At 52.2% G+C, this 25,721-nt stretch carries 25 protein-coding genes; 17 read left to right on the forward strand and 8 right to left on the reverse strand.

Translation table 11 applies throughout. The features are described from left to right. Positions 1-63 precede the first annotated feature (63 nt). The 7 genes from MKY86_RS04860 (at position 64) to MKY86_RS04890 (ending at position 8,207) form a co-directional block, all read left to right on the forward strand. Positions 64-273, forward strand: coding sequence for a hypothetical protein (locus tag MKY86_RS04860; RefSeq protein ID WP_076082434.1), 210 nt, complete (start codon positions 64-66; stop codon positions 271-273). 5 nt (positions 274-278) lie between these two features. Next, on the forward strand, positions 279-422 hold the full coding sequence (locus MKY86_RS04865; protein ID WP_340826409.1) for a hypothetical protein: 144 nt from the start codon (positions 279-281) through the stop codon (positions 420-422). A gap of 15 nt (positions 423-437) precedes the next feature. Then, positions 438-818 carry a hypothetical protein gene (locus tag MKY86_RS04870; RefSeq protein ID WP_076082436.1) on the forward strand — a complete coding sequence of 127 codons (381 nt, stop codon included), beginning with the start codon at positions 438-440 and terminating at the stop codon, positions 816-818. Positions 819-838: 20 nt separating this feature from the next. Further along, positions 839-1,336, forward strand: a complete 498-nt coding sequence (locus MKY86_RS04875) for a hypothetical protein (protein WP_076082438.1) — start codon at positions 839-841, stop codon at positions 1,334-1,336. A 73-nt stretch (positions 1,337-1,409) separates the two neighbouring features. Beyond that, on the forward strand, positions 1,410-2,009 hold the full coding sequence (locus MKY86_RS04880; protein ID WP_076082440.1) for a hypothetical protein: 600 nt from the start codon (positions 1,410-1,412) through the stop codon (positions 2,007-2,009). Positions 2,010-2,021: 12 nt separating this feature from the next. After that, on the forward strand, positions 2,022-4,304 hold the full coding sequence (locus MKY86_RS04885) for a hypothetical protein (RefSeq protein ID WP_076082442.1): 2,283 nt from the start codon (positions 2,022-2,024) through the stop codon (positions 4,302-4,304). A gap of 747 nt (positions 4,305-5,051) precedes the next feature. Continuing rightward, the gene (locus MKY86_RS04890; RefSeq protein WP_143803836.1) at positions 5,052-8,207 is read left to right on the forward strand and encodes a hypothetical protein; all 3,156 of its coding nucleotides are present in this window, start codon (positions 5,052-5,054) and stop codon (positions 8,205-8,207) included. 78 nt (positions 8,208-8,285) lie between these two features. Here MKY86_RS04890 and MKY86_RS04895 read toward each other — a convergent pair whose 3' ends face one another. After that, positions 8,286-8,930: a hypothetical protein gene (locus MKY86_RS04895; RefSeq protein WP_340826418.1), complete on the reverse strand. Its 645-nt coding sequence runs from the start codon at positions 8,928-8,930 to the stop codon at positions 8,286-8,288. 319 nt (positions 8,931-9,249) lie between these two features. Here MKY86_RS04895 and tkt point away from each other — a divergent pair, with 319 nt between their 5' ends. Both tkt and ppnP read left to right on the forward strand, forming a co-directional pair. Continuing rightward, positions 9,250-11,298 carry a transketolase gene (gene tkt / locus MKY86_RS04900; protein WP_076082448.1) on the forward strand — a complete coding sequence of 683 codons (2,049 nt, stop codon included), beginning with the start codon at positions 9,250-9,252 and terminating at the stop codon, positions 11,296-11,298. 35 nt (positions 11,299-11,333) lie between these two features. Then, a complete protein-coding gene (ppnP, locus tag MKY86_RS04905) occupies positions 11,334-11,651 on the forward strand; it encodes a pyrimidine/purine nucleoside phosphorylase (RefSeq protein WP_036727552.1) in 318 nt (105 codons plus the stop codon). 82 nt (positions 11,652-11,733) lie between these two features. On the opposite strand, the gene MKY86_RS04910 is transcribed toward ppnP, so the two are convergent. The 5 genes from MKY86_RS04910 to MKY86_RS04930 form a co-directional block, all read right to left on the reverse strand. After that, positions 11,734-12,525 (reverse strand): ABC transporter permease, encoded by a 792-nt coding sequence (locus MKY86_RS04910; protein WP_076082460.1) that lies wholly within the window; start codon positions 12,523-12,525, stop codon positions 11,734-11,736. Positions 12,526-12,534: 9 nt separating this feature from the next. Then, the gene (locus tag MKY86_RS04915) at positions 12,535-13,365 is read right to left on the reverse strand and encodes an ABC transporter permease (protein ID WP_076082463.1); all 831 of its coding nucleotides are present in this window, start codon (positions 13,363-13,365) and stop codon (positions 12,535-12,537) included. Positions 13,366-13,383: 18 nt separating this feature from the next. Continuing rightward, positions 13,384-14,199: an ABC transporter ATP-binding protein gene (locus MKY86_RS04920; RefSeq protein ID WP_340826427.1), complete on the reverse strand. Its 816-nt coding sequence runs from the start codon at positions 14,197-14,199 to the stop codon at positions 13,384-13,386. A gap of 441 nt (positions 14,200-14,640) precedes the next feature. Further along, complete coding sequence (locus tag MKY86_RS04925; protein WP_076082465.1) at positions 14,641-15,132, reverse strand: GNAT family N-acetyltransferase; 492 nt, start codon at positions 15,130-15,132, stop codon at positions 14,641-14,643. 73 nt (positions 15,133-15,205) lie between these two features. Beyond that, the gene (locus MKY86_RS04930) at positions 15,206-16,105 is read right to left on the reverse strand and encodes an NAD(P)-dependent oxidoreductase (RefSeq protein WP_340827765.1); all 900 of its coding nucleotides are present in this window, start codon (positions 16,103-16,105) and stop codon (positions 15,206-15,208) included. A 260-nt stretch (positions 16,106-16,365) separates the two neighbouring features. On the opposite strand from MKY86_RS04930, the gene MKY86_RS04935 reads away from it, so the two are divergent. From MKY86_RS04935 to MKY86_RS04945, 3 genes are all read left to right on the forward strand, one after another. Continuing rightward, on the forward strand, positions 16,366-17,721 hold the full coding sequence (locus MKY86_RS04935) for a glucose-6-phosphate isomerase (protein WP_036700477.1): 1,356 nt from the start codon (positions 16,366-16,368) through the stop codon (positions 17,719-17,721). Between the two features lie 126 nt (positions 17,722-17,847). Continuing rightward, positions 17,848-18,480, forward strand: a complete 633-nt coding sequence (locus MKY86_RS04940; RefSeq protein WP_076082470.1) for a YigZ family protein — start codon at positions 17,848-17,850, stop codon at positions 18,478-18,480. Between the two features lie 3 nt (positions 18,481-18,483). Beyond that, the gene (locus tag MKY86_RS04945) at positions 18,484-19,065 is read left to right on the forward strand and encodes a TetR/AcrR family transcriptional regulator (protein ID WP_076082473.1); all 582 of its coding nucleotides are present in this window, start codon (positions 18,484-18,486) and stop codon (positions 19,063-19,065) included. Between the two features lie 144 nt (positions 19,066-19,209). On the opposite strand, the gene MKY86_RS04950 is transcribed toward MKY86_RS04945, so the two are convergent. Then, positions 19,210-19,611, reverse strand: a complete 402-nt coding sequence (locus MKY86_RS04950) for a secondary thiamine-phosphate synthase enzyme YjbQ (protein WP_076082526.1) — start codon at positions 19,609-19,611, stop codon at positions 19,210-19,212. A gap of 194 nt (positions 19,612-19,805) precedes the next feature. Between MKY86_RS04950 and cysT the strand changes: the two genes are divergently transcribed. The 5 genes from cysT to MKY86_RS04975 all read left to right on the forward strand — a co-directional run bounded on the left by cysT (position 19,806) and on the right by MKY86_RS04975 (position 24,567). Then, complete coding sequence (cysT, locus tag MKY86_RS04955) at positions 19,806-20,621, forward strand: sulfate ABC transporter permease subunit CysT (RefSeq protein ID WP_036727564.1); 816 nt, start codon at positions 19,806-19,808, stop codon at positions 20,619-20,621. Then, complete coding sequence (locus tag MKY86_RS04960; RefSeq protein ID WP_076082476.1) at positions 20,618-21,415, forward strand: sulfate ABC transporter permease subunit; 798 nt, start codon at positions 20,618-20,620, stop codon at positions 21,413-21,415. Before cysT ends, MKY86_RS04960 begins: the two co-directional genes overlap by 4 nt. Positions 21,416-21,417: 2 nt before the next feature. Further along, entirely contained in the window at positions 21,418-22,482 is a 1,065-nt protein-coding gene (locus tag MKY86_RS04965; protein WP_076082478.1) for a sulfate/molybdate ABC transporter ATP-binding protein, read from the forward strand. 29 nt (positions 22,483-22,511) lie between these two features. Next, positions 22,512-23,585, forward strand: a complete 1,074-nt coding sequence (locus MKY86_RS04970; protein WP_076082480.1) for a sulfate ABC transporter substrate-binding protein — start codon at positions 22,512-22,514, stop codon at positions 23,583-23,585. 199 nt (positions 23,586-23,784) lie between these two features. After that, positions 23,785-24,567 (forward strand): MBL fold metallo-hydrolase, encoded by a 783-nt coding sequence (locus tag MKY86_RS04975; RefSeq protein ID WP_076082483.1) that lies wholly within the window; start codon positions 23,785-23,787, stop codon positions 24,565-24,567. Between the two features lie 104 nt (positions 24,568-24,671). On the opposite strand, the gene MKY86_RS04980 is transcribed toward MKY86_RS04975, so the two are convergent. Further along, positions 24,672-25,649, reverse strand: coding sequence for an SDR family oxidoreductase (locus tag MKY86_RS04980; protein ID WP_076082485.1), 978 nt, complete (start codon positions 25,647-25,649; stop codon positions 24,672-24,674). Positions 25,650-25,721 lie beyond the last annotated feature (72 nt).

The raw sequence follows: 25,721 nt of genomic DNA on the forward strand, positions 1-25,721 counted from the left end.
GTGAAATTTTTGTTATATTCAAGAATCATTTTAAAATATACAATCAAAAGGGAGATATTAACAATGAAAAAAGACGCTATTTCTACTGGTTTATTTATCGCAATCGGGTTCCTGTGTGTGGCTATCGTAATTGCCGTATTGATTCCTGTGGTACGGGATGTAATCGATAAAGCGGATGACAACAGACCTGAAATCCCGAAGGTTAGTCTGGTTCAGCCCGCAGATTTCGTGGAAGCAGCTGTAACGTATACGATCGCCAGTCCTTTGGTGTAACAGAGATGAAGAAGGACTCGATTTCCGTCGCGCTGTTTCTGGCTATTGGCTTTGTGATTGCCGGGATTTTTATCGCTGGGGCTACAAGCATGATCGGCGGCAGCCAGGATGATATTATTACCCATGTCAAAGCTGTCGAGAAGTATTAAAAGGAGGCGCTGCGTTTGAAGGCAACCGTCCTCCGGGCCTTGTTCATGTGGCTGGTGTTGTTCATTATCCTGCAGCCGATTTTTACGTACATCGATTATTTGCTCGACCTGCAGGTCAAAGCCAACACCTCGTATATCACGCAAAAGGCAGCCACAGAAGGGAGGGTCACTGTCTCCATGAAGGCGGAGGTCATTTCTAACCTGAAGGCTGTAGGATTTCCCGAAGGCTCGATCAAGATAACCAGCGGAACAGAAGTGATCCTTGAGCGTAAACAGCGGATTGATGTGTATGTGACCGCACCGCGGGTGAACCTGTTCCCCTACAATTTCTCCGGCGTATCCCAGCCGGCACAGTACTATGGACATGGCTCGATTATGAGTGAATATCTCGATTAATTAAGGGATGAAGCTAACCTATGGATTATATTATTAAGCTGGCCTTTGTCCTGTTGATCTTTATTTATTCCTGGTTTTTTCAGATTCAGAATCAGGAGTGGGACCAGGTGCGCAGCATGCTTAAGGATGCCAACAATATGGCCGTCCATGACGCATCACAGGAGTTGAACGAAGCAGCGAGGGCCCAAGGCCGTCTGGTCATTGATCCCGCTGAGGCCTATGCCACCTTCCGCCACACCCTGCAGAGTAATCTGGGACTGGATGACGGCTTATCCCCCTTGGCGGGGAGCCGGCTTCAGGCTCAAGTGAAGATCGTCAAATTCGACATCGTGGATGAATCTACGGGCGATACTTTTCCGCTGCTCTATGAGGACAGTACTTACGGTATCACCAAATACATACAAGGTCCTTCGGTCATCGCAGTTATTCAAACGCAGCACCCGGTGCTGATCTCCAGAAGCAAGGTTCAGGAGGCCATTACTGTGCCGGCGGTTCAGGAGTATAAGATGAATCGATGAAGTATCCGGCAGGGTAATCCTACCCTGAGGCGAGCCTTAGCAGGTCGTACAAACTACTAAAGGAGAGATTTAGATGAAAAAGATAATGATGAAAACAATGTTAGCAACTGCACTGTTAGCAGGTTCGATTTCAGGCCAAGTAGGATCTGCACATGCGACAGCTGCAAAACCGACGGCAGCTCCGATTATGAGAGACAACCTCTCTAAGTTCGGGTTGGTGAAGGATGTGGAGCTGCCAGTTACGGTTACGGCCGGCGGGCTGAGCTATACGTTGGAGAAGATTATGATCTTTGATGCGAAGTCGAAGGATGCCCAGGCGTTGGCTAAGCAATATGGTTACAATCTCAACGGGACTCAATATTTTATCTGGACAAAGATCACTGTGGAAAACAAAGGCGGGAACGTTGTTCAGCAAAATATTAAAGATTTAAGTGATAAGTGGCGCTTAAACTTTGGAGATCTTTTGAGAGGTGAAGCTTCTTCTGCTATGCCAGATAAATTGGTTGATGTAAAAAATAGCAAAGATGCCCTTTGGGATTGGACTTTAAAGCCAGGACAAAAACTCAGCACCTACCAAGGATTTCGTTATACCGGTACAGTTAACTACTTTAAACTGAGCGTAGATTACAAAGGTCAATTTGTCTCAAAATACATCGTAGAGCCGGAAGCGTAAGGAGCCGAGCAGATGAAAACTAAGCAATTTTGGATTAGCACATTGGCTGTTCTCTTGACATTTGGAATGCTTGAGCCGAATTACACCTATTCTGCAGAGAGTACAGGGGCTAAGCAAGGTAGCGTCAGCATACCGGTGACAACCGGGTTAACTGGCTCAGGAAATAGTGCCAAGACGTTTTATCTGGATCTGCCCAGCGGGGTCACTGGCCCCGCGATTAAGGCAGGCACACTGAAATATTCAGGAAACAACAGTACTGTAGGAGCGCTCACTGTCGAGAACGGTAAGATCAAGGTTACGCTGAAGGGGAATGTGAAGGATGAGAGCTTTCCTGTGGTAGGAACAAAGAGTGGATTTGAAGATCCTTTTGTGAGTAATCCCGGAAATTCTATCTGGCGCTATTCAGACGGACGGCGTTGGCAGATCAATGACTACAAAGAGGACAAGGGGCACAACATAAGCTATAACAAAAACGCAGAAGATTACGGAATGCCCTCTACGACACCACCTAAAACAAAGGTTTCAACAAAGTCTGACCCAGTAAATCCTAGTGAAGCAACCTGGTATAAGATGGATAAAACGCCCGTTCCATATAGTAGCGTGATTCAATCGAGCATTCGGCTTAATCCGGGTGAATTAAAAGATGATCTGGGAGCTGTTAGTGTTAAAAATGGAAAGTTTGTGATTACTTATAGTGTCCCTTCTGTAAAGAAAAGACCTGAAGAGGTATCCGAAGGTTTTGGACGAGGCGGTCATGCTCAAGGATGGCTATATTATATTACCCTCCCTTATTACTTCGATGCTACTGCCAAGGTCACATCCTACAGCTACGCCGGTTCGGTCACCTTTGATTATTCCCCACCTGACCAGGCTACGTTGAACGGAACGGCCACGCTAGAGAAGCCGAGTCCAAACCCAATCAAGCTGGAAGGCAGCAAGGTCGATGTGAAGATCAACGTTAAAGGCGAACTGCTGGGTTACACAAATTCCTCTAACATCGAAGAATGGGTATTTTATGCCAAGGAAAAAGACAGTTCAGCGAAGGCTGATATGAAGAAAGAATACGGAAAAATGCTCACCGCATCGAAAAGCTTTGACTTCCAGATCCCGGCCAGCCGGGTGACCAGTGACAGCTTCAAACAGGATTACGCGCTGACGGTGATCATCCGGTTCAAGAATCCTGTGGTTACTAAGTCCGGTTCGATAACCTCCTTGGAACAGAAAATGGAAGTCTCGGCCGGAGTGTACAAGAAGGACAACCCCATTACCTATCCATCCATACCGGGAACGCCGAGCAAGCCGGAAGGTAAGCCACCGATTGCCCGAATCAGCGCACCCAAGTACGTCAAAGCCGGTTCAGACATGATGGTATACGGAGGGAGTTCCTCTGATCCAGACGGATACATTACGGACTATGCCTGGGGAACTCCTGGAGCAGAGGGCGGGATTGAAAATACAGCCAGAGGCTATGTGTGGTACACACGGGACAAGGTTGGACAGACATTCCCCATAATGCTTACCGTTGTCGATAATGACGGGCTGATCGGGAGCACCAGTACCGAGGTAACGGTTATTGAACCGATTCCATCCGCAACCTTGGAGATCACCGGATCGCTGAAGCAGAACCGGAAAACCACGCTCACCAACAGCAGCACAAGCCCGACACGATTCCCGATCATTAAGTCTAAAACTCAGGTCACGATCAGCGCAGTCAGCGGCGGGACTAATGCAGATATCAAATACAGCGGCAGTCTGGCCGAGCTGGAGAGCAAGGACGTTCTCTTCCGGAAGCCAGGAAAATACAAAGCAAATATTCATGTTGAGAATACAGCCGGCTATGGTGCAGATGGGGAGATCACGTTCGATATTGCACCGGATGAAGTTCCAAGTGTGTATTTTGACGTTGCCCAAAAAATGTATCGGGACCCGGAGAAGGGGAATAGAGCGATCATCCAAATTACGGACAGATCCTTTTCCACAGACAAGGATACCCTGAACCGGCGGATCTGGGAGTATCGGTACAACTCCAATAATGACGGTCGGTTTACCGATGAGAATTGGGAGATCTTCAATAATGGAAATGAGATTAATCCTAAGCTGGAATTGACTCAGGTTGGGAGATATGAGATCCGGTTGACGGTCTTTGAAGAGTTTGGCCAACCGACCATCGAGGATTATGTGACGGAGGCGGACCGGCGTTCTGCAGACTCTTATACCGACCCCATTAAGCAAGCATTGGTGGAGCGGACGATAGAGATTGATAACCGCGCGCCAGAAGTCGATTGGGATTTGTAAGGGGGAGACACGCAGACCATGAAGAGGATTCATTTTTTCAAAAGAAGCATTATTTTACTTATGACTTATCTGCTGCTGGTTCCCGCACTGCCGCAGCCTGCAGTCGAAGTGACAGGGCTAGTTAGTACAGTGCAGGCTGCAGAGGATAATTTCATTTATTATCGGGATATTATTTTTGAAGCTGGGCGAGGGGGACATGCCAATCAGGATGATAAGGTTGTCATTGATTTCCCTGCTCTGAAGGTAACCAATCTTAAATTTAATAAAACGACCAAAAGAATGACCTATGATATTGTTCCAGGATCTAATTTGCATGTTACTTATACAACGGGAAGACCTGATTGGGGCGGATATACTGAGCCAATGAAAATCGAAATGTGTAGTACTATGTATACCAAAGCTGCATATCAATATGAATTAAACAGAAATGCTTATGGTGATGATAATTTATGGACCTGTAACGATCCTAGAACACCTGATTATTATGGTCAATATTACAACTGGTCAGCAGATTGGGGGATGTTACACGCCAATGCAGTAGCATCACAAGGATATTATATGCCTGCTGTTCTTGATGTAGATATGTCCAAAATACGGGAGTTAATGGCGAACACCTATCCTAATGAATATGCACAAGGATATAACTATTATCAGCCAAATGAATATACTCCAGGACTAGCGGATGATCCAGAATTATTCCGGTTTCGAGTGCTGGCATGGACAAACACCTATTGGTGGTCACCTTACATGACTAGAGTTGCAGAATTGATACCCAATTATGCCCCTAGCCTGTCCGTAGGAACAGCAAATGGGATTACCCTGGTTAATGCCGCAGGCTTAAGCGGAATCAATATCGAGGGGTATGTCAGCGATCCAGATAACGAGGACGTTACCGTCACCGCCGAGATCCCTGGTGTCTTCTACAAGAAGACGGTGGTCCCTCAAGCCAAGATGTCCAAACCATTCAATATCCCACTGGATGTGCTGCAAGATTCGATCCCGCCGGGAACCTACACCATGAACATCACGGCCTCCGACCCGTCGGGGATGACCGCGAAGGCTGCGCTTACGATCAATGTCAGACAGCAGATGAGGAATAAGTCCTTTGTCCTGGTCAATACCCCTGTAGAAACCAGAACGAAATTCTTTGACTCGGAATGGGACCCTAAACGGGAAGAGCGGTACAGATTTGATCATGACCCATACTTCTTTGACAATTCGATGGGGATCATTGGGGATTCCGGATTATGGCGAAGTTCACCCTATACGACCTTCCCGTTTAGCGGTTCCTACGTGGCCACGTTCCAGGGTCGTGACAATCCCAAGGATGACGACCGGTTCGATGTGTACCGGAAATGGAGCCGGAATAACCTCTCTTCGATGACCTTCCATGTGCATCGCAAGCCGATAGCCTTGTTTAGTGCCAGGTTGTCAGGCGGATGGCTGCAGATCACGGACAGCTCCTACGATTTGGATCATGTCACTGCCTCCAATAAAGGGATCATGGATTGGCAATGGCAATACAAGAAGACAGAAGGGCAAGTCTGGACGGATGGATATCCGCCGGCACAACTGCCGACCAATGACCAGTATGATATCCGGCTAAGAGTGCGGGACATCGATGGCGAGAATGGGATTGGCGTCTGGAGTGACTGGTCGCAGCAAACGGTAGGGGCGGCCGGCAACCTGCCGCCGGTAGCGCTGTTCACCGTAGAGCCCAACATTGTATCGTACCGTAAGGCTACAGCGGTCACGGACAAGTCCTTCGACCCGGACAATGATCCACTGGACGTATACAGCTGGACAGTGATTAAGGATGGCTGGCAACAGGTATGGAGTCATTCGGGCGGTGCGGCGGTGCCGCCGAATATCGCAGCCTACGGCGTGGGGAAGTATCAGTTAACCCTTCAGGTCCATGATAACCGCGGGCTATGGTCGCAGCCCTACAGCCAAACGGTACAAGTCCTGAATCACCCGCCAGCAGCTGCCTTCAATATGCCGGTGGAAGTATACCGGGATACGGTCATTACGATGGAGAATATGACACCTGACCCGGATGAGGATGGGGATTGGCTAAGCTATGCCTGGAATGCCCGGATCAATAGCAGCCCGTACTATTATGCCGGAGGTAACCGAAACCAGGTGATGACAATCCGGGATCTGATCGCGCGTAGCGGCATTTCACCACAACAAGCCATTTCAGATGGCTGGGAAATGCGCCTGACCGCCTCAGACGGGTCGCTTTCCTCGAATGCGACACGGACGTTCAAAGTCCTCAACCATGTCCCTACGGCCGCCATCAATGGGCCAGGGGCGGTGTATCAGTTTGATACGAAGCAGTACACATCATCTGATTTTGATGAAGATCCTTCGGACATCGCCAGTCTTCAATATTTTTGGAAGGTGACAGACAGCGACAGCACCACCAAGTTATATAAGACGCCGAGTATCAATATCAGTTTTCTGGAACCGGGAATATACACGCTGGAGCATTGGGCAGTGGACCAGATTGGGGCGAAGTCAAATATTGAGTCACTCAAAGTGAATGTAATTAAAAACGAAGCCCCATCCATGACGATCACTTCTCCTCAGGGTACAACCGCGAGCCCAACGGTCCTGGATGCAGAGAAGCAGGGGGACCCGTTGATTCAGTGGACCTACTCCGATCCGGAGAATGATCCGCAGGAAAAGTACAGGCTAGAATTTTTCACCAAAGAAGGGTTATCGGAGAAAACGGTAGAGAATACAGATGGCAGCGGATCGATCCGCCAGTATCAAGTGCCGAACCCAACCTTCAATCGCTTCGAATATTTCACCGTATTGGGGCGGGCGTATTCCAAAGGTTCCTGGTCGGAGATATCCAATGAAAAAATGTTCATCATCGACAACCCGCCAAAGCCAGGCTTCACCTTAACCACGGATACCGGAAAGGATGCTACAAAGGTACCAATCTACCGGACGGATGTGCTTAATATCAAGAGCACGGCAACAGATGAGGATATTCCGAAAGGAGACATCATAAGTCATCAGTATTTCTTGAAGCCGGCGGCTGGTGTAGAGGGGCTTGTGAGCACAGAAGGCGATTTTAACAAAAAGTTTACTACAAACGGTACCTTTACGTATCGGCAGCTTGTTACGGACTCCCTGGGACTGTTCAGAGAGCTGTCCCATAGCATTACCGTGTTGAACCGGTTACCCAAGGTCTCAATTACCTATCCGACAAGTGATAGCCCCAACAAGCCAACGATTGCCAGCACACTGACGCCGATCATCAAGTGGGATTACCAGGATGAGGACGGGGATCAGCAGCAGCGCTTCCGGGTGCGGATAATTAATCTGGCCACAGGTGCGATTAAGGTGCAGACCGGTGACCAGGTATCCAGTTCAAAACAATGGAAGGTACCAGATGGAGCCTTAGCAGAGTACGAAAAATATGCTGTTGAAGTTGAGGTCTTCGATGGATTTGAGTGGAGTGTTGTGTCCGCAAGAAAGTACTTTATGGTTAACCTGCTTAGCATCAAGGGGGCTGTCCGTCATACAGAGGAGTGGAATGGCAACCGTCAGGCGTACAATCTGAAGCAGAGCGGCTCGCCTGAAAGCCCGCGGGGGTATAGTGTCTATTGGGCTGGCGAGAAATTTGTGCTGCAGGGGACAGCTACCGGACTACCGGATACCGTGCAAGTCACAATGACTGGAGGATACACGGCGGCGCTGAGTCCGACCGGGAGTGATAAGACCTTATGGACGGGTGAGCTGGCCGACCCATCGTTCGAACAGCTGCCGGATGGTCCGGTTACTTTTACCTTTACCGCAACCAATGAGTATCAGACCAAGGTGGATACAGTGGCGGTAACGATTCTCGGAGATTGGACAGAATATTATCAGAGCCATCGTGTAAAATAACGCGGGACGCAATCCTTATGCCTTATGTGCTACTATGATTTTGTTTTACTTGGCATCAAGCGGGCGGAGGGTGATCGTTCAGACGATTCCCTCGGTCCGTTCTTCATGCAGCCGCAGTCTAGGAGCCGCAAAATCTGCCGGATTAGTAGTTTGGGGGTTATGTAGACTGGAACCTCTGAGGTCCGCAGAATGACTCCGGTCCATATAGTAGGAGAGTTTGCCGCTGAATATTTTGTGGGCACACAGGGATGAAGCGAAATCCTCCGGAGTGACGAAGCAGGAGGGCTTGGCTACCGGATGAACAGTAGTTTCCTCCAATACAGAGGCTACGAACTGGGAGCAGAAAAAAGCATTCTCCCGGTCAATCCGGATGTTCAACAGCACACCGACCAGACCGAGCAGGTGATATTTATAACGCTCCTGATTCTGCATCATACCCTGGACATGGTTATACATAGTATTGTACTCTTCCTCACTGACTCTGAGCTGGTAGATGGCACAGTCTGCACTGTTGTAGAACGGATGGATGAAGTTCTCATGGATAAGTCCGGCAATAAACGGGTTGTACACTTTTTTTCGGCCGAAGCTGTAGACCTCACGCAGCTCACTGTCAAAAGCAATCGAGGCATGATTCAGCTCCGCTTTGGTGAACCATTTAATAATTCCGCTGAAGGCCGTGCCTGTTCCGGTCAGCACAATATAAATGTCTCTGTTTGCAGTCATCTTCTGAATTCCTTTCTGCTGGAAATTATGGATAATCCGGCTAAAATTCCGCTGTGGTACTTCCATCTTACTGTATAAATCCGCTTTGTAAAACAAACTTTAGTCTTAATTAGAAACTAGACTTAAGGCTAAGTTTCCGGATTCCCATCCGTATCTCCAAAAAAGAACCTCCTGAAGCACCGTGAATCTGGCACAGGCGTGCATAGACCCGACAGAAGCCGCTAAATATAAGCTGCAGCAAAAACAATTGGAAATGCTTCCACTTCCGTGATACAATAATAGTCAAAATGACATTCTTGATTCGAGGAGGATTATTGTAATGACTGAACAAGCAAAAGATCAAGCCATTCATAAAGAAGAAAACTCAACGGTGGACAACCTGGCCATCACTACGATCCGTACACTTGCCATTGATGCCATTGAAAAGGCAAACTCCGGACATCCGGGTATGCCGATGGGCTCCGCACCTATGGGATACCAATTGTTCGCCAAGACGATGAATCATAACCCGGATCACCCGACTTGGGTCAACCGTGACCGCTTCGTGTTGTCTGCCGGACATGGCTCCATGCTCCTCTACAGCCTGCTGCACCTCAGCGGCTATGATCTGCCTATGGAAGAATTGAAGCAGTTCCGCCAATGGGGCAGCTTAACTCCGGGACATCCGGAAGTCGGCCACACTGCCGGTGTAGATGCGACAACCGGTCCGCTTGGACAAGGTATCGGTATGGCTGTAGGTATGGCAATGGCTGAAGCGCAGCTGGGTGCGACTTACAATAAAGATGAACATAATGTGATTGACCATTATACGTACGCCATCTGCGGCGACGGTGATTTGATGGAAGGGATCTCTTCCGAGTCTGCTTCACTTGCCGGACACCTGAAGCTGGGCAAGCTGATTGTAATGTACGATTCGAATGATATCTCTCTCGACGGCAAGCTGAACCTTGCATTCTCCGAGAATGTTGCTAAGCGTTTTGAAGCTTACGGCTGGCAGGTTCTGCGCGTAGAAGACGGTAACGATCTTCCTGCACTGGCTAAGGCTCTTGAAGAGGCTCAAGCAGACAGCAACAAACCGACGCTGATCGAAGTGAAGACAGTCATCGGCTACGGCAGCCCGAACAAGCAAGGTAAAGGCGGCCACGGCGGTACCCACGGCTCCCCGCTGGGTGCTGATGAAACGAAGCTGACGAAGGAATACTACAAATGGGTATATGAAGAAGATTTCTATGTACCGGATGAAGTCCGTGCCAGCTTCGCTGAAGTGAAGGCCAAAGGAATCGCCGCTAACAAAGCATGGGATGAGAAATTTGCAGCCTACAAAAAAGCATACCCTGAGCTTGCTGCACAGCTCGAAACTGCACTAAGCGGTGAGCTTCCTGCAGGATGGGATGCCAATCTGCCGTTCTACAAAGCAGAAGACAAAGCCGTATCCACCCGTGTGGCTTCCGGTAATGCGCTGAACGGATTGACTGGCGGTATCCCGCAGCTGGTTGGGGGTTCTGCCGATCTGGAGAGCTCGACCATGACGCACTTGAACGGTCTGTCCCAATTCACCTCTGAATCCTATGACGGCCGTAATATCTACTTCGGCGTACGTGAATTCGGAATGGCTGCAGCCATGAACGGGATTGCACTGCACACTGGTCTTAAGGTGTTCGGCGGTACGTTCTTCGTCTTCACAGATTACCTGCGTCCGGCTGTCCGTCTGGCTTCCATCATGAAGCTGCCGGTAACCTACGTGCTTACTCATGACAGTATTGCTGTTGGTGAAGACGGTCCTACCCATGAGCCGATTGAACAGCTTGCTTCCCTGCGTATCATTCCAGGTCTGACGGTCATTCGTCCGGCTGATGCCAACGAAACCTCTGCCGCTTGGGCGTACGCTATGGAGAACACCGCTAATCCGGTAGCACTGGTACTGACTCGTCAGAACCTGCCGATCCTGGCTGGAACTGTAGACGGTGTGCGCGACAACATCAAACGCGGCGGGTATGTGGTCTCTGATTCCAAGAACGGCACTCCACAGGCACAGATCATTGCTACAGGCTCTGAAGTACAGCTGGCGGTTAAGGCTCAGGCTGCGCTTGCCGAAGAAGGCATTGATGTTCGTGTCATCAGCTTGCCGAGCTGGGATCTGTTCGAGAAGCAGGATAAAGCATACCGCGATTCCGTTATCCTGCCTGAAGTGAAAGCCCGTCTGGCTATCGAAATGGCGCAAACCTTCGGCTGGGAACGTTATACAGGCGACCAGGGCGATATTCTGGGAATCACTACCTTTGGCGCTTCCGCCCCTGGCGACACCGTAATCAGAGAATATGGCTTCACTGTAGAAAATGTAGTCAGCCGCGTAAAAGCGCTGCTATAATAGACGGATCTAACGACAAAGGGGAGAATAAGCACATGAGTCAGTTCACCAACGCGACAATTCAAAAAGCAGCCAATATTTACTACGACGGAAAAGTGACCAGCCGTACAGTTACACTGGAAGACGGCACTAAGGTGACACTCGGCATTATGCTGCCTGGCGTATACGAATTCGGCACCGATGGCCCCGAGACGATGGAGATTCTCTCCGGCAAGCTCAAGGTGCTGCTTCCCGGCACTGAAGTGTGGAAGGACATTGACGGAGCGGAGACATTCCATGTTCCCGGCAACTCTAAATTTGCCCTGGAAGTATTCGCATTAACTGATTATTGCTGTTCTTACCCGATTGTATAAAAGAAAGTGGCAGAAAAAAAGCACCCCTGGAAGATTCATGGTCCAGGGGTGCTTTTTTTTGTATTGTCAGCTTCAGCGGAGCTCAGCTCCCCGTGCTTTTGTAATGCCTCACGCCTATGCGCCATACCAGCAGAGACACTCCGAGGAAGGCAGCTCCAGAGGGAAGCGAGAGGAAGCCCAGCCAGTGGGGATAATCCCAGCCGCAGACGGTGGCCGCCGGATAGAAGCTGATGAACAGCATTGGGAGCACAAAGCTGAACACGGATTTTAGCATTCGCGGCAAATAGGGCTCTGGGCAGCGGGTAATCTGGTAGCTGGCGTTGGTCAGCAGAAAGATCCAGTCCAGCCCTTTGATCGTGAAAAAAGCAAGACCTGAGGTTAGCACGAACACTCCGCAGTACATCAGACAGCCTCCGGCCAGCGCCATCGCCAGAATGCCGAGTCTGCCGGGCGTCAAGGGAACGCCGAGCTGTCCCAGCGCCCAGCCCGCAGCACAGATCCCTGTAAACGGCCGGACCAGCCGGTGCAGATGGAATCTGGAAGCGGCGACCTGCACGAACAGGGACCGCGGGCGGAGCAGCAGCCGGTCGAAATCGCCGGAGCGCAGCAGATGCCACGGGAAATAATCAAAGCCGCGGCATACGCTCTCGGCAAGTCCGAAGGAAGCCACCGCCAGCGAGTACACCAGAATGATATGGGCGACGGTCCATTCGCCTATATTGCCAAAGCGGGAGAACAGCAGGACGGTGGCTATAGGATCGGAGATCACCACAGTAAGCACCTGAATCAGCATCAGCCACCAGCCCTTATATTCCATGCCGGACAGCAGATGCATCCGCAAGTATTTGCAATAAATTTTACCTTCAGCAAGCATACGGTACTCTCACCCTCCCTGGACGATAATGCTGTGCAATCTGCGTTTCATGATCATCCGGCCCGCCGCGATAAAGATAAGGCTCCAGAGGAGCTGTAAGCCGATGCCGGGCAATGCGGCGGCAGGAGCTACGCTACCTATATATAGCTGCAGAGGGATGTCGGCGAATCCGCCAAACGGCTGCAGGTACAGGAAGGTCTGCATGAAATCAGGCCACAGCCGCAGGGGGAGGTAGGTGCCGGACAATATGCCGCTTAACAGTAGAAGCATATAGGTCGGTCCGTCCCCCCAAGTGATATTCAGCCGGATCGCAGTCACAAGCATAGCGAAGGCCGAGCACAGCACAAACGCCATGACCACCGACAGAAGGAAATAGAATAGTGCAGGCAATGAGGCAGGGCCCCCTAAGGCATATCCGGCAGGCATCAGGAACCCGGCGAGTACGGTGGCCAGCCCCCTGATCCAACTGGTGCCGAGCTTGCCGGCCGAGCTTTTGACAAACCAGTGGGTGTACAGGTTCATGGGCCGGCACAGCTCGATACCGACGTCACCGTTGTTGATTTTGCCCATAATTTCGCTGTCGATGTTCATACTCTGGAGTACAAACAGCCCCTGAGCCAGCCAAACATAGGATATGGCCTGAGGGAGGCTGAGTCCGTTATTGTTCCAGGAGCCATTCTCGCTGTATGTATAGAACACGGTGAACAGCACACATTCTATAAGCGCCCAAAACACACCTACCATCGTGCCAGATATGGCGGACACCCGGTACTGGAGCCCTTCTGCCATGCGGATTCGGAAGAGGGAACTGCAGGCCCGCCATGTATTTCTAACATTCATTGTGCACCTCCTGATGGGTTAGCCCAAAGCCAAGTCATTGTACATAGCCGCAATCATCGCATCCGTGTTCACTTTCATGACGACCTCCGGCGCATATTTCTGCTGCAGACCTGAGAGTTGCCCGTCATAGAGCAGTTGGCCGTGCCCGATCACCATGACCCGCTGGCATAATGCCTCAATATCGTCCATATCGTGGGTGGTCAGCAGCATCGTAATCCCGTACTTCCGGTTCTCTTCCTTCAGAAAATTGCGCAGCGCGAGCTTGGATACCGCATCAAGTCCGATGGTTGGCTCATCCAGAAAGAGAAGCTTCGGCCGGTGCAGCAGCGCTGCTACCAGCTCACAGCGCATCCGCTGTCCGAGCGAAAGCTGTCTCACTGGGGTCCTTAAGAGCGCTTCCACACCAAGTGTTGCCGATAGCTCGGATAATCTTAAGCGGTAGTCGCCTGGAGGAATAGCATAAATATCCTTCAGCACGTCAAAAGAGTCTGCCACCGGAACATCCCACCATAACTGTGAGCGCTGGCCAAACACGACGCCGATCCGGGATACATGCTCTATGCGGTGCTTCCAGGGAATCTTGCCCAAGATGGTGCATTCTCCGCTGTCGGGTGTCAGGATGCCGCTCATTACCTTGACGGAGGTGGATTTGCCGGCGCCGTTCGGGCCAATGTAACCTACCAGTTCACCCTCTTCAATATCAAAGCTGATGCCACCGAGCGCGTCCACCTGGGTAACATTCCGCATAAACGCTCCTCTCAGAAGTCCCCATTTTCCTTCGGGCCGTTTGTACACCTTGAAGCTTTTGCGGATATCTCTCAGTCTAATTTGCATATCAGTCGCCTCCTTCGCGCAGAAGATCATATCATCAGGGGAGGAGAGGGGGACAGCCGCGTCTGGCGCCTTCTTGATCCTTGCTGCCAGGCTGACAGGGGGAGAATCATTTATTTTCTTCATTTTCCATAAAAATGCTTGTTATGTTGACATTTCTGTGCTATATTAATTTTATAGTTAACGCAAGGAAAACGTATGTTTTTTTGTATACGTACTGTAAAATAAACTTCTCGTACCGGTGATTAAATCACCGGTACTTTTGCGTTCTCACTCCTGACAAGAAGACCATGCTCGCATAGTAAAAGGGCGCAGCCGATACTGCCTGGCTGCGCCCTGATTACGAGTTACATATGCAGAATGTATGCGGAAAACCGAACACAATAGGCTGGGCGTCGGCACATGGTCCATTAGCATGATTCGCTCGGTAAAGTGATTCTGTTCTTAGCAGCCTGCCTCTGCCAGCGGACCTGTCCCCTCATATTCCCAGATGCTCTGGCTGCTCTCCGCATCATAGATCTCTCCGGTACGGACGAAGCCGTGCTTCTCATAGAAGTGATGGTTCCGGACGGCCCACGAAGGGGTATCCAGCGTCCAGCGCGTAGCCCTAGGGTACTTAGCCAATAAGAAATGCAAAGCTTCATGCCCGAAGCCTTGATTCTGGTAGAGCGGATCGATAAAAATCCGGCCCAGATGACATTCCTCTTCTGTGGGCGACGGGAAGATTATCATCCCGCCGACAATTCCACCGTCTTTCAGAAGCTTGTAGTAATGGCCCTGCTGCATTTGTTCCGCCTGCCAGGGCACCGAATCATAACCGGGAGGGCCATCCTTCTCTTTATCCTGATATCGGCTGGCATCATCATCGAAGGTTCTTTTTTGTACATCCGCCAACATGGCCGCATCTTGTGGCCGGGCGAGTTCAAAGGTCAGCATTGAAACTACCTCCCCTGTTTACAATAGTGTGTGAAACACCATCATAAACAGATTCTGAAAAGTCGCCGTTACATTAGTTACCTTCGCCGATCTTCTTCCCGATCCAGTCTTCGTAGGATTTGACCACCGCGGACAGGTCCTCGTCGCCGTAGCCGTGGTTGAAGCCTGCCTGGAACAGGCTCTTGGCTACGCCGAGCATAGGGGAAGGGACGCCGGTGGAATCACTGAGCGAGGAAGCCAGCTTGAGATCCTTGAGCATCAGGGCAAGGGAGAACTGGTTGCTGAAGTCGTTATCAATGATCTTCTGGCCCTTCAGCTCGGCCTGCTTGCTGCCTGCTGATCCGTTCTTCACCAGCTCCAGGAACTTATCTGCGGGTACCCCGGACTTCACCGCAATGGAGAAGCCCTCAGCGAGCGCGACATTGTGAATGCCGACCATGGCATTGTGAGCCAGCTTGGCTACAGCGCCGCTGCCGTTAGCGCCCATATGCAGCAGCAGACGGCCCATAGAGTCGAAGAGATCCCGGTGTTTCTCAATCACTTCGGCATGTCCGCCGACCATGAAGACCAGTGTGCCGTCGATAGCTGCCGGCTTGCTGCCGGTTACAGGGGCATCAAGGAAGCTGCCGCCCCGTGCTTCTACTTCAGTGGCGATCTCCTTTGCAAGGCCGGGGGAGATGGTGCTGGAATCGATTACGGTTGTTCCCGGCTGAAGGGTGGCGAGAATGCCATGGTCACCGTAGAAGACTTCACGGATCGAATCATCGTTGCTGATCATGGTAATAATAACATCCTTGCCTTCCGCTGCTGCCTGCGGTGTGGCGGCTGTCTTCGCACCTTCCTGTTCCAAAGGTTTGCATTTCTCTGCTGTACGGTTGTACACCGTAACCTCAAAGCCGCTTCGCAGCAGGTTCGACGCCATAGGTGCTCCCATTGTTCCGAGTCCGATAAAGCCGATGTGCTTCATTTCAATTCCACCTTTGCTTTCCTGAGATCATATTATAGAAACTAAGTTTGCCTTCATTCTATCAGAAGGTTACGGCCTGTTCCACAGAACAGGTCTGCTTGTCTGCTTGGTAACCGCTTTCAGTTATTTTTTCATAAACAGGGTTCGGAAAGCCGGGGATATGCCTTAAGACCTTGCCAGTCAAGGCAAATTAAAGTATTCTAGATTATAATGTTGCAACACACGGTGTCAAATCTAAAGAGATAAACAGGAGGCTACCATTACCGATGTCCAAGAAGATTAATTTTGACTACACCAAAGCCCTTTCCTTCTTCAGCCAGACCGAGATCGACTACTTCGCCGCTCCGGTGAAGCTGGCCCACGAACAATTGCATAACAAGAGCGGAGCAGGCTCCGATTACCTGGGCTGGATTGATCTCCCTACAGCTTATGACAAGGAAGAGTTCGCCCGCATTCAGCAGGCCGCCAAGAAGATTCAGAGTGATTCCGAAGTGCTGATCGTGATTGGTATCGGCGGCTCTTATCTGGGGGCACGCGCAGCTATTGAGGCGCTTTCGCATTCCTTCTACAATAACCTGTCCAAGGACAAGCGCAAGACACCGGAGGTTTATTTTGCCGGTAATAACATCAGCTCTACCTACATCACACATCTGCTTGACCTGGTAGAAGGCAAAGACTTCTCCGTGAATGTAATCTCCAAATCTGGTACAACTACCGAGCCTGCTATTGCTTTCCGTATCTTCCGCGCAGCACTGGAGAAGAAATACGGCAAGGAAGAAGCACGCAAACGGATCTACGCTACAACAGATAAGGAGAAGGGCGCACTCAAGAAGCTGGCTAACGAAGAAGGCTATGAGTCGTTCATTATCCCAGATGATGTAGGCGGACGTTATTCCGTACTGACACCGGTAGGCCTTCTGCCTATCGCCGTAGCGGGAATTAACATTGAAGAAATGATGCAAGGGGCCGCAGCCGCAGCCGATGAGTTCAACAACCCCGATGTGGCTACGAACCAGAGCTATCAATATGCTGCAGTACGTAATGCGCTCTACCGCAAAGGCAAGACGACAGAAATCCTCGTGAACTACGAGCCGTCCCTGCACTTTGTCTCTGAATGGTGGAAGCAGCTGTACGGCGAAAGTGAAGGCAAGGACTTCAAGGGAATCTATCCGTCTTCGGTGGACTTCTCGACTGACCTGCACTCCATGGGCCAATTCATTCAGGAGGGTAACCGCAACATCTTCGAGACGGTTATTCAAGTGGAGAAGGTACAGCATCATGTAACGATCGAGAATGATCCGGACGATCTGGATGGCCTCAACTTCCTGACCGGCCAGACCATGGACTTCGTGAATAAGAAGGCATTCCAGGGAACTATGCTGGCGCATACCGATGGGCAGGTGCCGAACCTGATCGTTACCATTCCTGACCAGACGCCTTATACTTTTGGCTATCTGGTGTACTTCTTCGAGAAGGCTTGCGGGATCAGCGGATACCTGCTGGGTGTGAATCCGTTCGACCAGCCGGGTGTTGAAGCCTATAAGAAGAACATGTTCGCACTGCTGGGCAAACCAGGCTACGAGAAAGAAAAGGCAGAACTGGAAGCAAGACTTACCGAATAGTCCCACTCTAACCGCAGATCATTCAACCTAATGTAAGTCATCAGGGAGCAGTCCATAGGTAACCACTACCAGGGCTGCTCCTAATATATATCAAGTCATCACATGTAGAGTAAGGAATGGACAACAATGCTGGAACAATACCGGACGGTACGTACCCCCGGCTCGCGGGAGGTCGTAATCCGTAAATCACGCTTTATCGGGCATGTTATGCCGGTGGAGAACGAGGAAGAAGCTGTGCAATTTATCGATTCGATCAAGAAGCAGCACTGGAATGCTACGCATAACTGCTCTGCTTATATGATCGGGGAGAGGGATGAGATCCAGAGACAGTCGGATGACGGGGAACCGAGTGGAACGGCCGGGAAACCGATTTTGGAAGTAATCCGCAGCCAACAGGTGAAGAATGTCGCTATTGTTGTTACCCGTTATTTCGGAGGCATTATGCTGGGTGCAGGCGGGCTGATCCGGGCCTATACCGATGGCGCTGTACTGGCGCTTGCGGCCGGAGAGGTCATTACACGTGTGCTGAGGCGGGAGGTATTCGTGGAAATCGAGTACACTTGGCTGGGCAAGGTGGAGAATGCACTGCGGGGCCGGAATATTGAGACCGGAGAGACTTTGTTTACGGATAAAGTTACACTGCTGTGTCTTCCGCGCAATGATGAAGGTGACGCATTTATCGCATGGATAACCGATCTTACGGAGGGGCAATCCCTCGTTACGGAAGGGCGGCGGCTTTACTACAGCGAAGGGGAATAGATTATGGCAAGAAGAGCAGTGGAACAGGAGTTGTCGAGAGAAAGAATTCTGGAGGCGGCGAGGCATCTTTTCATCACCAAAGGGTACCGTGCCATTTCGATGCGCAGCATTGGTCAGCACCTGGGTTACAGCCACGGCTCCCTGTATTACCATTTCAAAGAGAAAGCCGAACTCTTCTACGCCATTGTCGTTGAGGATTTCAATCATGTGGCTTCGCTTCTGAATCAAGCTATGACCACTCCGCCCGAAGAGGGAATGACCCGGGTGGAGCAGCTGATTATGGAGTTCATCCGGTTCGGGCTGGACCATCCGTATCAGTATGAGATCATGTTTATGATCCGCGACGAAGAGCTGCTGGCGTATTGCCGGGCAGAACAGGGCCGATGTTTCGAGTTGTTTGCGAGCATTGTCCGCCGTCATATGAAGGAAGAGGGATATGTAACGGAGGACTGGCAGAACGTTCCGCTGACCTTATTCCTGTCTGCTCACGGATTTATTTCGTATTATATCCAGGATAAAGTGTTGTTCGAAGATGTGAAGCAAGCTGCCCTGACACATGTCAAGGTATTAAGCCGCAGTTTATAAAAAGCTGTTTTTTTTAACAGTTCGTACTTTAGAGCGTTGCATTGGTATAACTTTGCATGGTGAAAGTGTTACAGGAACTATAAATTGTATAGAGAGCAGCTTCGCGGTTCATGCGTTGCTGCTCTTCTACAAGGGCAGGCAGTGCTAGCCTTCCATAATTTTGAGGTGGCACTGGCGTTGCCTTGGACCATCGAACTCGCAAAAATAGATGCCCTGCCAGCGGCCCAGCAGCACAGCCCCTTCATGAATAATTAGGGTCTGCGAAGGACCGGCCGTAATGGATTTCAGGTGGGAAGCCGTATTGCCCTCCGCATGGCGGTATTTAGGATGCTCCCAAGGATAGACCTCTTCCAGACGCATCAACACATCGCGCTTCACATCAGGATCGGCGTTCTCGTTAATCGCAATCCCTGCGGTGGTGTGCGGACAATAGACAATCAGCAGTCCGTTAAGAACTCCGCTATTCTTCACATAAGCCTGAACCTCGCGGGTAATATCCCGCATTTCATCCCGTTTGCTGGTGGTGATCTCCATAGTATGCAGCATCATGAACAGCCCCTCTCTGGTTTGGATATAACAAGTGCTACTTATACTTTAACCCAAAAACTAACAAAGTAATTGACGGCAGCAAGCGGTATTTGGTAAAGTAGGAATAACTTTAAACCAAGTATATTAATAGGAATAATCAAACCTTAAAGTCGAGTATACCGACCGGTTATCCGGAGGTGGGAGGTTGACCATTGAATTCGCTGATCAGGCACAAGGGCTGGACCTGGGGATTTAGATCAACGGTTGTACTGTATTTCGTCATTCTGATTGTGCTGCCGATCCTTGGGGTCTATTACAATTCATTCTCATCCGGGCTCGGAAGCTTCACTGAAAGTGTGAGCGATCCGATTGCCTGGAAGTCGGTCCTGTTAACACTCAAACTGGCGGTCATTGCGGCTCTTACGAATGTGCTGCTGGGCACGATGATCGCCTGGGTCCTTATCCGTTATAAGTTCCGGGGCAGGGCGCTGCTGAACAGCCTTGTTGATCTCCCGTTTGCCCTGCCAACTGCGGTGGGCGGACTGATGATTCTGCTGCTGCTGGGCCCGGGAAGCCTGATTGGGGGCCTTGCGGAATCGCTGGGCTTCACGATTGTTTTTCACCAGCCTGCCATTGTGATTGCCATGGTCTTCGTCACATTCCCCTTCGTCATCCGGGCGGTGCAGCCGCTGCTGGAGGAGCTGGACGCTTCGGAAGAAGAGGCAGCCTATACGATGGGAGCGAAGCCAAGCAGGGTCTTCCTACAGGTGATCTTGCCGTCTATGGCACCTGGCATGATCGGCGGCGGGATGCTGGCCTTCTCGCGGGCGCTCGCTGAATTCGGTGCGGTAGTTCTCGTGGCAGGCAATATTCCGGGGCGAACGCTGGTGTCTTCTGTTTATATTTTCGGAGAGGTCGAAAGTGATAATCCGGCGGGAGCTGCCGCGGTGTCGATCATCCTGTTGACCTTATCCTTCCTGATTCTCTGGCTGATCAGCCTCATGCAGATGCGGGGGAGAAGATCATGAGAAGATTGTGGATTGGACTGACCTATCTCGTGTTCTTCGTCCTGATTGCAGCTCCGCTTGGCAGGATGACAATGGGGGCCTTCAGCGAAGGCTGGAGCGGCTTCTGGAACGCCCTGACCCGGCCCGAGGCGCTGCATGCGCTGCTGATGACCGGATATGTTGTAGTGGTTGTGACGCTGCTGAATACGCTGTTTGGGATCATGACGGCCCTGTATCTGGTACGGGCGAACTGGCTGGGCCGGCGCCTCAAAAGCCTGCTGAACAGCATTGTGGATCTGCCTTATGCGGTATCGCCGGTGATCGGCGGGCTGATGATCGTTCTGCTGCTCGGGCCGGACAGTGCGCTGGGTGCGTTGTTTGAGCAAATTGGAGTGAAGATTGTGTATGCTTTTCCGGGAATGGTGATTGCTACGCTGTTCGTCACGTTCCCGCTAATGGTGCGTGAGGTGATGCCGGTACTGCAAGAGATCGGGTCCCAGCAGGAAGAGGCCGCGTCCACACTTGGCGCATATGGCTGGACGACCTTCTGGAAGGTGACCTGGCCTTCGATCCGCTGGGCGGTCATCTATGGAGTGATTCTGACGGTGGCCCGCTCACTGGGTGAGTTCGGTGCGGTGCTCGTCGTCTCAGGCAATATTATGAACCGGACCCAGACGGCCACCACACTGGTCTATCAGGATGTCGAGAATTTCAATGTTACGGCTGCGGGCGGGATAGCACTGGTGCTGGCCGCATTCTCCGCAGGACTGCTGCTGCTTATGGAATGGAGCAAGAGAAGAAAGGGAGGGCACTAATTATGCATGTAGAGGTCCGGGGACTCGATAAGCATTTTGGCGATTTTCATGCGGTGAAGGATGTCCATTTCGGCATTACCAAAGGCCATCTGATCGGGCTGCTTGGCCCAAGCGGCGGCGGCAAAACCTCCATCCTGCGGATGCTGGCGGGCCTTGAGACGCCGGACAGCGGCGAGATTATTTTCCACGGCCGGGCGGTGAACCATCTTCCGCCGCAGGAGCGTGAGATCGGCTTTGTCTTCCAGAACTATGCGCTGTTCAAGCATATGACGGTGTTCGAGAATATCGCCTTCGGCTTGAAAGTCAAGAAAGCTAGTAAGTCAGTCATCCGTGACCGTGTCACCGAGCTGGTGGAGCTTACCGGACTGAAGGGCTTCGAGAGCCGGTATCCGCATCAGCTGTCCGGGGGGCAGCGCCAGCGGGTGGCTTTTGCCCGGGCGCTGGCCCCTGAGCCGCAGCTGCTGCTGCTGGATGAGCCGTTCGCCGCGATTGATGCGAAGATCCGCCAGGAGCTGCGTTCCTGGCTGCGGGAGCTGATCGAACGTGTCGGGATCACCTCAATCTTCGTCACCCACGACCAGGATGAGGCTATTGAAGTTGCGGATGAGATTATGATCATTAACCAGGGGCGGCTGGAGCAGAAGGGTACGCCTTGGGATATCTATAAAGAGCCGAAGACACCGTTCGTGGCCACCTTCATCGGGGAATCGACGCTGATCGAGAGTGCTTCCGAGCTGAAGGGCTTCGAAGACGCAGGCGTCGGTAAGCCGACCAAGGCGCTGATCCGTCCGGAATATATTGAGGTGGGCCATCTGCATGAATTCAAAATAGCTTCGGCCACGGAGCAGGGCGTTGTGAAGCATCTGCATTTCCGCGGCAGTGAATGGCTGGTGGAGGTTGAGATCAATGGACATAAGCTGGTCACCTACCGCTCTCTGGAGAAAGAAACGCTGACTCCGGGCCAGGAAATATCTGTGCTGGTACACCGCGCCTACCTGTTCAATGAGGAGCGGAGCTGGATTCAGGAGAATGGGCTGAAGAAAGATCCGATGCCTGTATTTATCTAAAAAATAAATGAGTGGGATGTGTCGCCGGTATGTGGCTTATCAGAAGGAGCAGACAACTGCACGGATGGCTGACGGTCTTACTGCTGGCGGTGTTCGCCCTGACCGCTGCCGGCTGCGGGAATGAGCAGCAGGCTGCAGGAGAGGCAGGTGCACCGCCGCAGGGAGATCTAACGCTTGTGGTGGGTGCCTACAGCGTGGTGAAGGATGCCATGGGCGAGATTCTCCCCGGGTTCGCGGAGAAGTGGAAGGCGGATACCGGTCAAACGATCGTATTCCAGCAGTCCTATGAAGCTTCAGGCACTCAGGCGAGGGCAATTGCCGGCGGCTTCGAGGCGGATGTTACGCTGCTTGCCATGGAAGGCGATGTCGGGAAGCTGGTCAAGGCGGGCCTTGTGGAGAAGGACTGGAAGCAGCGGGGCGGCGAGGCGGGCATGGTGACGCGGTCGGTTGTGGCCCTGGGGACGCGGGAGGGCAATCCGAAGGAGATTCATGATTTTGCCGATCTGGCGAAGCCGGGGGTGAAGGTGCTCTACCCTAATCCGAAGACCTCCGGCGGTGCCCAGTGGGACATCAACGCGATCTACGGGGCCGGTCTGAAGCGTTCTGAGGAGCAGGAGGGGGCGAAGGACCCTGCGGCTGCCAAGGCCTTCCTGGAGAGCATACACAGGAACGTCGAATCTCTGGATAAAAGCGGGCGGGCCTCCATGGCTGCCTTCGAGTACGGCGTAGGCGATGTGATCGTCACTTATGAGAATGAGCTGCTGGCGCGGATTGCAGAGGGTGTGAAGTATGAGGTGGTCATCCCGAAGAATACGATCCTGATCGAGAATCCTGCGGCCGTGGTGGATAAGTATGCGGATAAGCATGGTACCCGTGCAGCCGCAGAAGCGCTGGTCGATTATCTGACGACGCCTGAGGCGCAGGAGATATTCGCCAAGTTCGGCTTCCGTCCCGTGAACCAGCAGGTCTATGCGGCACATGAGAGTCAGTATCCGGTTCCTGCCGGGCTGTTCGATATTAGCTATCTTGGCGGCTGGGAGGAAGTCCGCACCACGCTGTACTCCAAGCGGGGCATATGGTATCAGGTGCTGGCCGGGATCTAGGCGGGTAGATGAGACGGAAGAGGATTAGAAGACACCTGCTTATTGTGGAGTGCGAAGGATTAAGGGAGCTGTTCTACGGCCGGATCAGGCTGAAGGGCAGCTCTTTACTGTCTTACGGGCCGGGGTGCAAAGGACCGGCTCCTGTTCTATAATGAACTGACGGATATTCGAGAAAAAAGACGATGAGGTGGGCAGACATATGGATACATTAGTGTTCCTTGGAACAGGGGATGCCATGGGCGTACCCCGGGTCTACTGTGATTGTGAGACCTGTACGGAAGCAAGAACCACCGGGCGCAATAACCGCCTCCGTTCTTCTGTGCTTATAGATAACGGCAGCGGCTTCCTGGCGATTGACTGCGGACCGGACTGGCGGAGACAGATGGAGCTGCAGGGGCACCGCACCATGAAGCGTCTGCTCGTGACACATGCGCATTTTGATCATATCGGCGGGCTGCCGGAATGGGCGGACAGCTGCCGCTGGATGGGCTTCCGGGGAGAGCTGTACGCTCCGGCGGAGGTCATTCCCGTCATCCAGCGGCAATACCCGTGGCTAAGCGGGCATATCGACATGATCCCTTGCGATGACGGCATTACGCTGGATGGCTGGCAGATTAGCACATGGCGGGTGAACCATGGCAAGAATGGTTACTCCTATGCCTACAGGCTGGAGAAGGAGGACTATGCCTGGGTGTACTGCCCGGACTCGATCTCTCTGACCACGGAGGAAACCAGGCGTATGCATGGAGCGGACCTGCTGGTGCTGGGAACCAGCTTTTATTATGAGGCAGCTGAATTGTCCACCCGCTCTGTGTATGATATGACTGAAGCCGCCGATCTGCTGGAGACGGTCCAGCCGCGCCGTGCGGTCTACACACATATGTCGCATGACATCAATCTGGACAAGGATTATATTCTGCCGGAGAAGGTTACGCTTGCCGTTACAGGCATGAAGGTTCCGCTGTATAGGGAGGAGTCCTGAACAGTAGGATCGGCAGGCTAGTCCGGGTTGACGGACATCACAATAGGAGCTTTCCGGAAAGTCAGGATGTGCTGACTTCCCGGAAAGCTCCATTTTGAATTCGCTTAGCGGGGCGATGAGCCGGCAAAATAATCACCATGCTCCATTTCCGCCATCAGATCGCGCTCAACCGGACTCCAGCCGTAACGCTCGCGGGTAAGCGTTGAAGAGACAGGATTGTCGGTTGCCGCAAAAGGACCCAGCCAGCCGAAATAGGAGCCGGCTTCTTCCTTATGGATCTGCTTGGACGGCAAGTTCGCCTGCCGGGCAATCGCCTCGGCTATGTGCCTGAAGGGAACACCTTCCTCTCCTACAGCATGCAGCCGCGAGCCGGCGGGAGCCTGCTCGGCAGCCAGCTTGAACAGACGCGCTGCGTCAAGCCGGTGCACAGCAGGCCAGCGGTTGGCGCCTTGTCCGATATAGGCGCCCGCGCCTTTGGATCTTGCGCTGCGGATCAGGCTCGGCAACAGGCCGCCCCGGTCGCCCGTGCCGTAGACGATTGGCGGCAGACGCACCAGCGACGCCCGGACGCCTGACCCGGCCAGCGCCAGCAAGGCGTTCTCCGACGCCACACGTCCTCCTCCGATGGATGAGGCATCTCCCCGGTCATCCTCGGCCGCCAGCCTGCCGGGAGTAAGCGTCATGGTCGGCATCGCGATGACAAGCGCGCCGGACCGCCCGGACAGCACGGCTCCAAAGGCTTCGATGGCGCGCAGTTCTGTTTCTACCGCTGCCGCCATGAAACGGGCCGGCGTACGGGCCGGACTTCCGCCCAGCATAATCCGCAGTTTTGCCGGCAGGCCGGCATGGGAGAACTTATGATAGAATGCCGTATGCACAACAGCATCGGCCTGAGCTGCTTCCCGGCGCAAAAGCTCGGTATTCTCAATAGAGCCGCGAACAGCTCTCGTTCCAGCCGCCTCCAGCCGCTCGGCCGCTTCCTTGGAGCGTACCAGCCCGGCCACTTCATGTCCGCCCTCAAGCAGTTCCCGGACCACTGCCGACCCGATAAAGCCGCTTGCTCCCGTTACAAAAATCCGCATTCCGGTATCCTCCTTATAGAATCAAGCCTCTAAATCCCTGTACAAAGCAGCTTGTTCCAACGATGATTTCCG

The organism is Paenibacillus sp. FSL R7-0333 (assembly GCF_038000365.1).
GTDB lineage: Bacteria > Bacillota > Bacilli > Paenibacillales > Paenibacillaceae > Paenibacillus_AQ > Paenibacillus_AQ silagei.